The sequence below is a fragment of the Cobetia sp. L2A1 genome, from assembly GCF_009796845.1.
GTDB lineage: Bacteria > Pseudomonadota > Gammaproteobacteria > Pseudomonadales > Halomonadaceae > Cobetia.
The window spans coordinates 213,170-226,213 of record NZ_CP047025.1; the positions used below are offsets into that span (position 1 = coordinate 213,170).

The window sequence follows — 13,044 nt, forward strand, 5'->3', positions numbered from 1 at the left end:
AAAATAGGCAAAACGCCGCCAACTCTCATGAGAGTTGGCGGCGTTTTGCGTTGTGATGCGGCAACAGGGTATGGATCGCCTGACGATCGTACCGACTACAGGCGCATCTCGATGCCGTGATCGGCCATGTAGGCCTTGGCTTCGGGAATGCTGTACTCGGCAAAGTGGAAGATGCTGGCAGCCAGGACGGCATCTGCACCACCCTTGAGCACGCCATCCACCAGGTGATCCAGCGTACCCACGCCGCCGGATGCGATCACGGGCACGCTGACGGCATCGGAGATGGCACGCGTTACGCCGAGATCGAATCCGGCCTTGGTGCCGTCGCGATCCATGCTGGTCAGCAGCAGCTCACCGGCGCCCAGCTCGACCATCTTCTTCGCCCACTCGACGGCATCGAGTCCGGTCGGCTTGCGGCCGCCGTGGGTGAAGATTTCCCAGCGCGGTGTCTCGCCGTCTTCGCTGACGCGCTTGGCGTCAATGGCGACCACGATGCACTGGCTACCGAAACGCTCGGCGGCTTCACGTACGAAGTCGGGGTTGAACACGGCTGCCGTGTTGATGGAGACCTTGTCCGCGCCAGCATTCAGCATGGTACGAATATCTTCACAGGTGCGGATGCCACCGCCGACCGTCAGCGGGATGAATACCTCACCGGCGATGCGCGACACCATGTCGACCGTGGTGCCACGGTTATCGACGCTGGCGGTGATATCGAGGAAGGTGATCTCGTCTGCACCTTGCTCGTTGTAACGCTTGGCGACCTCAACCGGGTCACCGGCATCACGAATGCCAACGAAATTGACGCCTTTTACGACACGCCCGGCGTCTACGTCCAGACACGGGATGATGCGTTTGGCGAGTGCCATGAATCGCTCCCCTCAGGCCTTGCGGCCAGTGATCGAATCAGACAGCGCCTGTGCTTCGGCGATATCCAGGCTGCCTTCATAGATGGCGCGACCCGTGATGGCGCCAAGAATGCCTTGGTCAGCGACTTCGGCCAGTCCGCGGATATCGTCCAGGTTGGTCACGCCGCCAGACGCGATCACCGGAATGCCACCGGCGAGAGCCAGTGCGACAGTAGCGTCGATGTTGACGCCCTGCATCATGCCGTCGCGGGCAATATCGGTATAGACGATGGAGGAAACGCCGTCGTTGGCGAAGCGCTTGGCCAGTTCCGTTGCCTTGATGGTGGAGACTTCTGCCCAGCCATCGGTGGCCACGAAGCCATCACGGGCATCCAGGCCCACAATGATGCGACCGGGGAAGGCGCGGCACATCTCGGCGACGAAGGCGGGTTCCTTCACGGCCTTGGTACCGATGATGACTTGACTGACACCAGCTTCCAGATAGTGCTCGATGGTCGCGGCATCACGAATGCCGCCCCCGATCTGGATCGGCAGCTCCGGATAGGCACGGGCGATACGGGTCACGGCATCGCCATTGACCGGCTTGCCTTCAAAGGCGCCATTGAGATCGACCAGATGCAGGCGGCGGCCACCAGCCTCGACCCAGCGTGCAGCCATGGCCAGCGGGTCATCACCGTAGTTGGTGGAATCTTCCATGCGGCCTTGTTTCAGGCGTACGCATTGGCCGTCCTTGAGATCGATCGCGGGGATTACCAGCATGTCGGGTGTCCTCTCGGCGCACCTCATGGCGCGCCTGAATTGTCGTCGATGTATCGAAACGCAGATGTCGTGTGTCTCGCTGGCCTGGCGCTTTCACCTGATGCACTCGCGCGTCAGGGCTGCCAGCGAACAAAATTCTCGAGCAGCTTGAGGCCAGAGGCCGCGCTCTTCTCCGGGTGGAACTGCACTGCGAAGATGCTGCCCTCACCTACGGCAACATGCGCTTCAGCGCCGGCATAATGCGTCGTGCCGAACACTTGTGCGTGCTCGCTGGCGGAGACGTAATAACTGTGCACGAAATAGAAACGCGCGTTGTTCTCGATACCGTCCCACAGGGCGTGTCCCTGCGTGTGGCTGACATGGTTCCAGCCCATGTGCGGCACCTTGAGACGCTGGCCATGCTCATCTAGCTGCTTATCGTCGAAACGCTTCACTGCGCCTTTGAGGTAGCCGAGGCAATCAATGCCACCGTTCTCTTCGCTACGTTCCATCAGCATCTGTTGACCTACACAGATGCCCAGCAACGGCTTGCTGTGGTTGGACAGCAGTTCGCCGACCAGGCCACGTAGCTCGGCGCGTTCAAGTTCGCCCATGCAATCGCGAATAGCGCCCTGACCCGGTAGCACGACACGGGTCGCGCCACGGATGGCACGTGGATCGCTGGTGATCACGACATTCTCGTCGGCCACGTGCTCAAGCGCCTTGGCGACGGAGTGCAGGTTGCCCATGCCATAGTCGATGACGGCAATCGTCATGTCTTTCTCCCGAAGGCCGGAGCGAGCTCCGGCACTGGATGTTCACGCGGACTGTCAGCGTATAAGAATTGAGTGCCAGTGCCGAATACGGCGACTGATACGCACCTCTATCGCTTACAGCGAGCCTTTGGTGGAGGCGATACGGCCACCCATGCGCTCGTCCTCTTCCACCGCCATGCGTACGGCACGACCGAAGGCCTTGAAGATGGTTTCGGCCTGATGGTGAGCATTGAAGCCCTTGAGGTTGTCGATATGCAGCGTGGCGCCGGCATGATTGACGAAGCCCTGGAAGAACTCCCAGAACAGCTGGGTATCGAAACGACCGATGTTGCCGCGCGTGAATTCGCACTGCATGAACAGGCCCGGACGACCGGAGAAGTCGATCACTACGCGTGATAGAGCCTCATCGAGCGGCACGTAGGCGTGGCCATAACGACGAATGCCCGCCTTGTTGCCCAGCGCCTGAGCAAAGGCCTGACCGAGTGTGATGCCGATATCTTCGACGGTGTGGTGATCGTCGATGTGCAGGTCGCCGTCACAATCGACGTCGATGTCGATCACGCCGTGACGTGCGATCTGGTCCATCATGTGCTCAAGGAAGGGCACACCGGTGTTGGCGGTCAGCTTGCCTTCGCCATCCAGATTGATACGCACCCGGATCTTGGTTTCCGAGGTGTTGCGATGAACTTCAGCGATACGCTCTGCCATGATGTCTCTCCAGCGGTCGGTGACGGCATCAGTGGCTTCTGGTCTGATGACATCAGGGCGCAGTCTGGGCCTAGGATTGTGTTAGGCATGTGTCCAGTCCGGCCGGGAAGTGCGCATCATGTGGTTATTGTCATGTGATGTCGCAATCGAAATCGTGATCAACAGGCCTGGCTGGCGCGAGTGATCGCAGGCATGCGCGGCGTCAAGTCCGCCTGCCCGACCAGTCATTATAGAGAAAGGTTCATGGCATCCGCTACAATGGCGGGCATTCATATCGCGGGCGAGGATCTCACCATGCCGGTCACTCTTCAGATGATCGATCACGCGCGCTGGCAATCCGATGAGCAGGTACGCATCGATCTGTCACGTATCTACCACGAAGCGCCACTTGAGCGCCTTCCAGCAGCGCCGGATGACTTCATTCAGTCTAACCTGTCTGCTGGCCATCGCTTCTGCAGTGCCTTCTTCAATGATCGCCATATCGGTGCACTACTCTGTGAGGACGATGGTGAGTCCTGGAGTATCAGTCGCTGCTGTGTGCGGCAAGCTACGCGGCGACGTGGCGTTGGCACACGTCTAATGGCACTGATGTCACTGGAGGCTGCAGCAGCAGGTCGTCTGCTGGTCGTGCCGTGCCAAGGACTAACGGTGGCGGACGAGCTACTGATATCTCGACTGGGCTATATACGTGATCCTGCACGCGACGGTTTCGTATTGGCCCAGGATGGGATGGTAAACAGATGAAGGTCGAGCAGGTGAATGTGGAACCGATACCAGCAGGATCTGTCCACCGGCTGTGTCATCATTGGTTGACGTAACACGCACTGATTGCCTTACCCATCACTGTCTTCTGGAGTGAAGACAGGGAAGATATTCTCATCGTGTCAAAGGGAGGATGTAGATGAAAGCACTGTTCAGGGCCTTGCTGGCCATCGTCGGCGTACTGGCGTTGGTAGTCGTGGCGGGGGTGATCTATGTCACGACCTTCCTCAATCCGAATGACCTCAAGCCGCGACTGGTTCAGGCGGTCAAGGACCAGGCCGGGCTTGAGTTGGCCTTGAACGGTCCCCTGGACTGGTCTTTCTATCCGCGCCTGGGCGTCAGTGTCGAAGACGCTCAGGCCTGGTTGCCAGAGCAGCAGCGTGATCAGGCACCCTTTGCCTCATTCCAACGCGCCGAAGTCGGCGTTTCCTTTGCGCCACTGCTCAGTGGGGAGGTCGAGGTCGAGGGTGTCTTCCTCGATGGCCTGAAGCTGGCGCTCAATCGCGATGCCAAGGGGCGTGGCAACTGGGAAAGCCTGCTTGAGCATGCCTCTGATGCTGCAGAGAGTGGTGCGGCCGACAAGGCGTTGTCGCCGGCCAAGAGTGCAGGCATTGCGATAGCGGATGAGAAGGCTGCTGATACGACCTCCGATGATGCAGGCAGTGTGAAGGACGGAACGGCGGGGATGTCGGTCAATCTTGATATCGCCTCGATTCAGGTCACCAATGGACAGATTGCCTATCAGGATGCTGCCAGTGGGCTGGACATGACACTCGACGAGCTGGCGCTGACGTCCAGTGATGTCAGCCCGTCCAAGGCATTCCCTGTGAAACTGTCGTTCGTGGCCGAGGGGCGTGAGCCACAGGTGCACAGCATCATCAGTCTCGATGGCAAGGTCGCGCTGGATCTCAAGGAAGGCCATCACGTGCTGACCGGCGTGAGTCTGGATACCACGACCAACATGCCGGCACTGGGCGAGAAAGATCAAAAATTCGCGCTGGACATCGATACTCTTACGCTCGATACCACCAAGCAGCTCTATCGTGCAGAAGGCGCAGAGCTGAATGCCACTCTTGATCAGCCTACCCTGGGTGACAAGGCGCTGCCCCTGAAGGCAACCTTCGGTGCCGAGGCTGATCTGGCGGCGGGTACCGCGAATATCGATGATCTGCTGCTGGTCTCCGGTAACGATCTGCGCCTGAGTGGTGCGATGAAAGCCAAGGATGTCACCAGCGATGCGCTGAGCTACACCGGTCAGTTTCAGTTGGCACCGTTATCACCCAAGGAATGGATGTCACGCGTTGGCATGACTGCGCCAGAAACTGCCAAGTCGAGTGCTCTCACATCGCTGGCGTTCTCCAGTCCGCTCAAGGGTGATCTGTCCCAGGTACAGTTGACCAATCTGGTCATCGCGCTGGATGACACTGCAATCAACGGACGTCTGGGTTCGTCTTTCGATGCGTCGAAAGTCACCTTCGACCTGGATGTCGACAAGATCAATATCGACGACTATCTGCCACCGAAAGCTGAGAAGAAGGCGGCGAGCCTTGCGTTGGTGACGCCCGCATACGCTGCCGAGAGTGCTGCTGAGCTGCTGCCGGTCTCGCTGTTGAAAGCCTTGGGCCTACAGGGGCAACTCGACATCAACTCGCTGATCGCCTCTGGTCTTGAGGTGACCAAGGTCTCTGCCAAGCTTTCCGGCCAGCCGGGCCTGCAGAATCTGGATAGTCTGACGGCCAATCTCTACAGCGGTACGTTGGCCGCCAATGCGCGTATCGACAGTCGCAAGACACCGCTGGCGATCAGCTTCAGCGAGAAGCTGGCCAATCTGGATATTGCGCCGTTCCTCAAAGCGTTGGCACCGGAACAGAAAGAAGTCCTGCGCGGTCGTCTCTTCTTGAATGGTGACTACACCACGAGCACCAATCAACTCGATAGCATCAAGCGTAATCTGAATGGCCGTGGGGACTTCGAGATTCGTAATGGTGAGGTGCTCGACGTCAACGTATCGAAGGAAATGTGCACGACGGTCGCAACGCTCAGTGGCAAGCAGTCCGAGCGTGAATGGAAGGCGAATACGCCGCTGGAACGTGCCCAGGGCAGTTTCAAGGTCACCAATGGCGTGATCAGCAATCAGGATCTGGCACTGGCGATTCCGGGCATTACACTGGACGGCAAGGGTCAGCTCAATCTGCCGACCGATGCCTTTGACTACACGCTGGCAGCACGCTTTGTTGAAGGCACTGATGCGGCTGGCTGCAAGGTCAATCCGCGCCTGACCAAGCTGCGCTTCCCGGTACAGTGCAAGGGAAGTCTGAGTGGCGAACCGGGCGAGTGGTGTGGATTTGATCATCAGGGCTTCCAGACAGCCGCCGCGGAGCTTGCCAAGGAAGAGGCCAAGCGCAAGGCTGGCGGCAAGGTGTCCGAGAAGCTGGATGAAAAGCTGGATGAAGATACCCGCAAGAAGATCGACGACAAGCTTGGCGAAGGCGCCAGCGACAAGCTGAAAGGTGCAATTCAAGGCCTGTTCAACTGAGTCGACACCCGCGCTTGTAGAGAAGGACAACAGCACGCCAGCTCTTCGGGGCTGGCGTGCTGTTGTTTGAGTCCTGCCTGAACCCAAGAATCTGTATAGGAAGTTTTCGATGGCGCGTCCTGATACTGCCGCTGCGCCACGCGTGGCCGAGATTGCTCTGAGTCCTGAAGATGTTCAGGCACGAGTGTTTGAATGGTTCGATGTCCATGGCCGTAAACATCTGCCCTGGCAGGAGAACACCACTCCCTATCGCGTTTGGGTCTCTGAAATCATGCTACAGCAGACTCAGGTCACGACGGTGTTGCCGTATTACGCACGCTTCATGGAGCGCTTCCCTGATGTGCAGGCACTGGCCGCCGCGAATATTGACGATGTCCTGCATCTTTGGACGGGCTTGGGCTACTACGCCCGTGCCCGTAATCTGCACAAGGCCGCGCAACAGGTCGTGAGTGAACACGCAGGCGAATTCCCCGTCGAGAGTGTTGAAGCGCTCTCGACGCTGCCGGGTATCGGGCGCTCTACCGCTGGTGCGATCATCAGTATCAGTACCGGACAGCGTGCTCCGATTCTCGATGGCAACGTCAAGCGCGTACTAGCGCGCCTACATGCCGTGGAAGGCTGGCCCGGACGTCCGGCGGTCGAAAGAGAGTTGTGGGCGCTGGCAGAGCGTTATACGCCCGAGATTCGTCTGCCGGATTGGACACAGGCAGTCATGGATCTGGGTGCGACACTGTGTAGCCGTGGTCGCCCTGATTGTGGACGTTGCCCCTTCAGCGATGTGTGTATCGCCCATGCACGTGGTGAGGAAAAGCGCTTTCCCGAGAGCAAGCCCAAGAAGGCGATTCCGCAACGTGCGACGCTAATGTTGCTGGTGTTTGATACCGAAGGGCGTGTGCTGCTGGAGCGACGCCCGCCGACGGGTATCTGGGGAGGGTTGTGGGCACCGCCACTGGTCGAGGATCGCGCCGCGGCGCGTGACTGGATTGCGCAGCATGCGCGTGGTGCGCATCTATCGGAAGCACAGGCGAGCTTTGAGCATGTCTTTAGCCATTTCCGTCTGACCATCACTCCACAGCCCGTTCAGCTTGGCGAGGCAGGTTTGAAGCCAGAGGGCGTTGTCGAAGGCGTTTGTGAGCCTGGTGTAGATCAGCGCTTTGTTGATCCTGCGGCTCCTGATGCCGTCGGCCTGCCTGCACCGGTCAAGGCGCTGCTTGCGCGCTTTACCTGTGATCTTTTTGGCCTTGGTTGAGGTTTTACGGCGATAGAGTCGATCAAGGCAGTCGAGGCTGGGGGGATGGCCGTGAGGCGTGCGAGAATGGCTACAATTGCGAAAATCGCTGCCTGCGGCAGACTGTCATTGCTGCCATCATGTCGCCAGGCTTGAATTATCCGATATCACTTACCACCGCCGGAGTCACCTATGCGCACCGTACATTGCCGCAAGTATGATCAAGAGCTGCCTGGCCTCGATTTTCCGCCGCTACCGGGCGAGAAAGGACAGGATATCTGGTCGCATGTCTCAAAGCAGGCATGGCAAGAGTGGCAGACACTGCAGACACGTCTGATCAACGAAAAACATCTGAACATGATGGATGCTGATAGCCGTCGCTACCTGATGGAGCAGATGGAGCATTTCCTTGATAATGAAGAGACGGACCAAGCGGAAGGTTTCGTGCCGACAGACGCCGCCGCCAAGGGAGAAACGCAAGGTGGTCAGGGTCACGAACTCTGACCTGCCGTCGAGGGCAAGGGCATGCCCATATCGACGCCAAATTCTTGATAAGCAAGGGTTGACGTCGGGAACGGTTTTCTATTTAATACGTCCTCGTTGGCAAGGGCCAGATAGCTCAGTTGGTAGAGCAGGGGATTGAAAATCCCCGTGTCGGCGGTTCGATTCCGTCTCTGGCCACCAAGTGTTGGGGTATAGCCAAGTGGTAAGGCACCGGTTTTTGGTATCGGCATTCCCAGGTTCGAGTCCTGGTACCCCAGCCAGCCAACGCGCAGTAAGAAGACTCATATTGTGAGTTCTTTGTGCCGGCTTAGCTCAGTTGGTAGAGCAACTGACTTGTAATCAGTAGGTCGAGGGTTCGACTCCTTTAGCCGGCACCATTTTACAAGCACTTGTGTTTGCAAGACTTGTAGATGAAAGAAGAGCACACAATATAGAAGTCGCCTTGGCGGCTTTTTTTGTGTCTTCAGGTTGGCCAGATAGCTCAGTTGGTAGAGCAGGGGATTGAAAATCCCCGTGTCGGCGGTTCGATTCCGTCTCTGGCCACCATATTGGGGTATAGCCAAGTGGTAAGGCACCGGTTTTTGGTATCGGCATTCCCAGGTTCGAGTCCTGGTACCCCAGCCAATTCTGGCTTGCTGATGAAGTCGCAAGATGAATTTGGCAGCCAACAAGAAAGCCACCCTCCGGGGTGGCTTTCTTGTGTCTGGATGACAGGATATTTCCTGTCGAGATACCTCCGAAACCTCAGTGTGCTATCGGGGCCTCCGGGTGCTGAGCCAGCCAGCTAAGACGCTTGCGATAGATGGTCGAAGGCGCAATTTCCAGAATTGCAGCAGCGCGAGGAATACTGCCTTCACAGGCCTCGATGACGGCTTCTATTGCATCACGCTCCATCATCCACAGCGGGCGCAACCACGGGGCGTCGTTCTCTGAGAGTGCTTGTGGCGGTGTCGCGGTTTCATACCGACAAGCTGCTGTATGGCGTGTTGGTAGGTCCAGCATCGTGGCGGTCAGCACTTCACCATCATTGAGAATAATGGCGCGCCGCAGGCTGTTCTCCAGTTCTCTCACATTACCTGGCCAATCATGTGCCAGAAGCTTCTGCTCAGCGCATGCGCTGAGATGCGTAAAGTGCTTGCCCTCATGGCTCGCCATGCGATTCAGCAAGCCTTTGGCGATCTCCAGAATGTCCTGACCGCGTTCACGCAGAGGCGGTACCTTGAGCGGAATGACGTGCAGGCGATAGAACAGGTCTTCGCGGAAACGGTGCGTGTCGACCAGCAGGCGAGGGTCCTGGTGGGTGGCGCAGACAATGCGGCAGTTGACCTCCGTGGTACGTGTCGCACCGACTGGCATCACTTGGCCCGTTTGTAAAAAACGCAGCAGTTTGCTCTGCAGCGGCAGCGGCAGCTCTGCTATTTCATCAAGAAACAAGGTGCCACCGTCGGCGGCGACAGCGAGTCCTTGCTGGGCACTGACAGCACCAGTGAAGGCGCCGCGCACATGACCGAATAGTTGGGACTCCAATAACTCTGCTGGAATCGCTGCGCAATTGACCGCGATGAAGGGGCCATCACGTACCTGGCTGTGGCGGTGGATGGCTGTCGCACATAGCTCCTTGCCGCTGCCACTTTCGCCAGTAATGAAGATCGGGGCGTCCGAATGGGCGACCTGGATGAGGGTGTGATAGAGGGTCTGCATGGCCGATGAGCCTCCGATGAACCCCTCAAAACCGTGACGCCGCGGTGCCGATAATTCCCTGACTCTGGGAATGATGGATGAGGCGGCAGCCAGGTTCAGTGCGGAGGCAGCCGGTGCAGCCTGATGGTGAGCCTTCAGTGCGGTCATGAGTGATGTTCCCTTCCTGCTTATCTTTCTACAGCCCATCAGCGAGCGGATGCGCTGTGAAAGCATTGTTGTACGGCTGTTCTCGTGACAGCCTCGTGGATGAGGCACGCGGACTCTTATCGTTGAGTCTTCGGTGTGTGCTGCTTTATGTGCCTTATCCAAGCGTAATCGGTTGTTGATAATGAGCTTGACGGTTTTTAGTAGGTTTTTGTCCCTCCTCTCGAGTGGCAGGGTTCTCAGTCCCGTGTCGGGAATAATGACCAGCTCTCTCCTGATGCATGACGCGACGCATCTGGTGATTGAGAGGCGCCGATGTCTCTAGGTAGCGTATGGCACATTCTCAGGGAGTCTCTTCCTCGTCGTCAGAGTAGATGTTGGTGGTGGTCGTATTGGTGAAGTCCGTCGTGGCGCTTTGCGAGCTGGCATCGGCTGACTGGTCTGCCGTGCCATCGATGGTGCCAGTGGAGCCATCACTCAGCGTCTGCTGGATCTGTTGCCAGTTGCCGATCGAGGTGCTGCTGCCGGTATAGACGGTGTAATCGTCGATATCGGTACTGGAACTTGTGCCTTCCCCAAGGCTACCGGCCTTCTTGCTCTCGTAGAGAATCAGCGCAGTCTCTGCGCTGCGGGCGGGGAAGTCATAGGGATAGGGGCCCATCAATGAGTTTGCGCTGGCGATACCCGTCATCAGATAGCCAGTGCCCAGAATCCCGAGGCTGATACGCATGAAGGCATTCATGTCGTGCTCCTTTTGAGGTGTGTTACCTCAGTGTCAGCATGATTCAGGTGCTGAAACACACGCGGGTCACCCCGCGTGTGTTGGTGGACTACTGGCAGGTTACGGGGTGACGGGGCCCACGGAGACGGACATGTTGTTGCCCACCGAGGTCGCAGCGTTGCTGACGACGGCTCCATCGAAGCTACCCACTGGCGGCAGGCCGAGCGTGATGTTGCTGACCTTGGCGGTTGAGGTGATGTTGGCGAAGCTCACCTGGGTATTGTCGCCGATCAGCGCGCTGTCGATGCCTGTAGTATCCAGAGTCAGCGACAGGTTATTGCCGACTGAGGTTGCTGCATTGTCGACGGTCAGGTTGAGAATATCGTCAACCTTGGCCAGTGAATCGACATTTGCAGAGCCCATGTGACGACCGAAGCCATCTCCTGACAGGTACTGCTCGTTATGCAGGTTGATCATGGCATCGCTGTCTATCGAGATGTTGTTGCCCACAGAAGTGGCAGCATTCTCGAGAGACTCAAGCTTGGTGATATCTGGATTGGGCGTGGTGCCGGCATAGCTGATGTAGACATCGACATTGGCTTCTGCCGCTGCGCCTGCTGCTGCACTCGCCTCAGAGCCATGATTGCCTGAGTGAGAACCGGAAACGGCGAAGCTGCTGGCGCTAGTGCTATCGAGCAGGTCGATGCTCGGTGTACCCGTCTCGGCGGCACCATAGCTGACATCGCTGACGATGGCTTCAGAGCTGACATCCCCAATCTGCTTCTGCAGGCTTTCCACCATGACCAGCCCACCTGGATCAGTGATGCCCGGATCGATGTAGACATCGATATCGACGTTGGTATCGACCTGGCCATCCCAATTCCAATTCACGTTATCAAATGCTTGTGCCTGGCTTGCCATCATGATGCCACTGGCGAGGCCGATAGCGACTGCGAGCTTATTATAAGTAGTCATTGTCATGTTCCTCATGAATGTTGACTTATTGTGTTGCTCTTGATGCTGCGGGTACTGTTCTTGATATTGCAGGTACAGCGGTTGTAGCGACTTCACGTGTGTTGCTCTTGTCAGTAGCAACATGCTGGCCCGGATGAAGCTGACAATCTTCCCCTGCTGGAACAGGAAGTCCCAGGCCTTCAGTCAGGAGTTGGTAGGCACCCATCTCCACGACTGATCTCACTCCCAGCTGCAGTGGTTCATTGCGTACTGCGCCAGAATCGAACTCGATTAGCTGATTACCGAAGAAGCGATAAATACCTGCCTCGACTTCATAACCCACCACCTGTTTCTGCAGACTGGTGACATAGATGGTGCGGAAGGTGCGGATATCGACCATGCGAAGATCCAGCCCGACATTGATGACGGCGGTACGCAGGCCCGCTCCAATACCGCTGACAAATAACCGTGTCCCACCACTGGAAATGTTGTAATTAAGCTCGGTAAGTGCACCTAGAATCACGAAATTCGAGGGTAATACCGCTAGCTTGCGTGGCGCATAGGCCATGGCCTTTTGCTCAAAGAGCTGCTGTTCGGCTAGTGGCACGCGGACATCAAGGCGTTCGGTCAGGTGTACCTTGCGTGTCTTGTAAAGAGCGCTGATCAACATTTCAGATACGCCCTGAGTGACGGCGGCACTTTCTGTCACGGTGGAATAACTGCGTTGACCGGTCTTGTCCGTTATCTGTCCTACCGCAATGACCGGGAGGTTTTTGGCGCCTTGCATACGGCTCAATGAGGACAGACATTCGCTATAAGGCGTATTGTTCGAAGTCACTGGCGGCCCGACGACTGGCTCGATATTGTCGAATTTCGGTTCGACCGTCGCGCAGCCCCCCAGCATGGTGGCCATGCAAGCGGCCAGACAAAGACGTGGCTTTAACATGCTGGAATTTCCCCTGGTGTGACGCATGACCCGCGCCGTTTCTTGTACTCTGATATGTGTCTATCAGTAGTGTTGCTGTATTTATAAGTGGCAGGAAGTGTGCCAATTTTATTAGTGTTGTTTTTTAGTCACTTAACGTGTTTTTGCAAAACAAGGCAGCGCTGCAATTTGCAAAAGGCGAAGCGATATGAGGAGAAGTACTAGAAAGGTGGTTGTTGATATGGAGAAGGGGCTGGTGCTTGAGTGGGGCCGTGATCAGGCAGGATATGCGGGAGTATCAGGCGGGAATCACGAGGGAGGATGACTGAGGTAAATTGTCAGTCATGTGTCGAGGGTTGGCTCATGTTTTTCTGCTTGCCGAGACTGATGGGGCTGGTGCGCTGGTCAATGATCTTCTCACGCAGCATGAGATGGCTTGCCTATGAGTATTTTCTGAATTCAGGGGTTGAAGTTCTCG

General features: G+C 57.1%; 12 protein-coding genes and 5 tRNA genes. 9 read left to right on the forward strand and 8 right to left on the reverse strand.

Going from position 1 to position 13,044, the window contains the following annotated elements; translation table 11 throughout:
• Window positions 1-95: 95 nt before the first annotated feature.
• The 4 genes from hisF to hisB all read right to left on the reverse strand — a co-directional run bounded on the left by hisF (window position 96) and on the right by hisB (window position 3,091).
• On the reverse strand, window positions 96-869 hold the full coding sequence (gene hisF, locus GQR90_RS00990) for an imidazole glycerol phosphate synthase subunit HisF (protein ID WP_158772516.1): 774 nt from the start codon (window positions 867-869) through the stop codon (window positions 96-98).
• A 12-nt stretch (window positions 870-881) separates the two neighbouring features.
• Window positions 882-1,628 carry a 1-(5-phosphoribosyl)-5-[(5-phosphoribosylamino)methylideneamino]imidazole-4-carboxamide isomerase gene (hisA, locus tag GQR90_RS00995; RefSeq protein ID WP_158772517.1) on the reverse strand — a complete coding sequence of 249 codons (747 nt, stop codon included), beginning with the start codon at window positions 1,626-1,628 and terminating at the stop codon, window positions 882-884.
• 113 nt (window positions 1,629-1,741) lie between these two features.
• A complete protein-coding gene (gene hisH / locus GQR90_RS01000) occupies window positions 1,742-2,383 on the reverse strand; it encodes an imidazole glycerol phosphate synthase subunit HisH (protein WP_158772518.1) in 642 nt (213 codons plus the stop codon).
• Window positions 2,384-2,497: 114 nt separating this feature from the next.
• Window positions 2,498-3,091 carry an imidazoleglycerol-phosphate dehydratase HisB gene (gene hisB, locus GQR90_RS01005; protein ID WP_024953058.1) on the reverse strand — a complete coding sequence of 198 codons (594 nt, stop codon included), beginning with the start codon at window positions 3,089-3,091 and terminating at the stop codon, window positions 2,498-2,500.
• Between the two features lie 243 nt (window positions 3,092-3,334).
• On the opposite strand from hisB, the gene GQR90_RS01010 reads away from it, so the two are divergent.
• The 9 genes from GQR90_RS01010 (at window position 3,335) to GQR90_RS01050 (ending at window position 8,745) form a co-directional block, all read left to right on the forward strand.
• A complete protein-coding gene (locus GQR90_RS01010; RefSeq protein ID WP_233266373.1) occupies window positions 3,335-3,835 on the forward strand; it encodes an acetyl-CoA sensor PanZ family protein in 501 nt (166 codons plus the stop codon).
• 157 nt (window positions 3,836-3,992) lie between these two features.
• Window positions 3,993-6,389 carry an AsmA family protein gene (locus GQR90_RS01015; protein WP_158772519.1) on the forward strand — a complete coding sequence of 799 codons (2,397 nt, stop codon included), beginning with the start codon at window positions 3,993-3,995 and terminating at the stop codon, window positions 6,387-6,389.
• A gap of 109 nt (window positions 6,390-6,498) precedes the next feature.
• The gene (gene mutY / locus GQR90_RS01020) at window positions 6,499-7,638 is read left to right on the forward strand and encodes an A/G-specific adenine glycosylase (RefSeq protein WP_158772520.1); all 1,140 of its coding nucleotides are present in this window, start codon (window positions 6,499-6,501) and stop codon (window positions 7,636-7,638) included.
• A gap of 171 nt (window positions 7,639-7,809) precedes the next feature.
• Window positions 7,810-8,121, forward strand: a complete 312-nt coding sequence (locus GQR90_RS01025) for an oxidative damage protection protein (protein ID WP_158772521.1) — start codon at window positions 7,810-7,812, stop codon at window positions 8,119-8,121.
• Between the two features lie 104 nt (window positions 8,122-8,225).
• Window positions 8,226-8,301, forward strand: a tRNA-Phe gene (locus tag GQR90_RS01030).
• Between the two features lie 5 nt (window positions 8,302-8,306).
• Window positions 8,307-8,381, forward strand: a tRNA-Gln gene (locus GQR90_RS01035).
• Window positions 8,382-8,422: 41 nt separating this feature from the next.
• Window positions 8,423-8,498, forward strand: a tRNA-Thr gene (locus tag GQR90_RS01040).
• Window positions 8,499-8,591: 93 nt separating this feature from the next.
• Window positions 8,592-8,667: transfer RNA gene (locus GQR90_RS01045), tRNA-Phe, on the forward strand.
• A 3-nt stretch (window positions 8,668-8,670) separates the two neighbouring features.
• Window positions 8,671-8,745: transfer RNA gene (locus GQR90_RS01050), tRNA-Gln, on the forward strand.
• Between the two features lie 120 nt (window positions 8,746-8,865).
• Here GQR90_RS01050 and GQR90_RS01055 read toward each other — a convergent pair.
• The 4 genes from GQR90_RS01055 to GQR90_RS01070 form a co-directional block, all read right to left on the reverse strand.
• Complete coding sequence (locus GQR90_RS01055) at window positions 8,866-9,969, reverse strand: sigma-54 interaction domain-containing protein (RefSeq protein ID WP_158772522.1); 1,104 nt, start codon at window positions 9,967-9,969, stop codon at window positions 8,866-8,868.
• A 340-nt stretch (window positions 9,970-10,309) separates the two neighbouring features.
• Window positions 10,310-10,708 (reverse strand): hypothetical protein, encoded by a 399-nt coding sequence (locus GQR90_RS01060; protein WP_158772523.1) that lies wholly within the window; start codon window positions 10,706-10,708, stop codon window positions 10,310-10,312.
• A 99-nt stretch (window positions 10,709-10,807) separates the two neighbouring features.
• Entirely contained in the window at window positions 10,808-11,662 is an 855-nt protein-coding gene (locus tag GQR90_RS01065; protein WP_158772524.1) for a hypothetical protein, read from the reverse strand.
• A gap of 25 nt (window positions 11,663-11,687) precedes the next feature.
• The gene (locus tag GQR90_RS01070; protein ID WP_158772525.1) at window positions 11,688-12,587 is read right to left on the reverse strand and encodes a CsgG/HfaB family protein; all 900 of its coding nucleotides are present in this window, start codon (window positions 12,585-12,587) and stop codon (window positions 11,688-11,690) included.
• Window positions 12,588-13,044 lie beyond the last annotated feature (457 nt).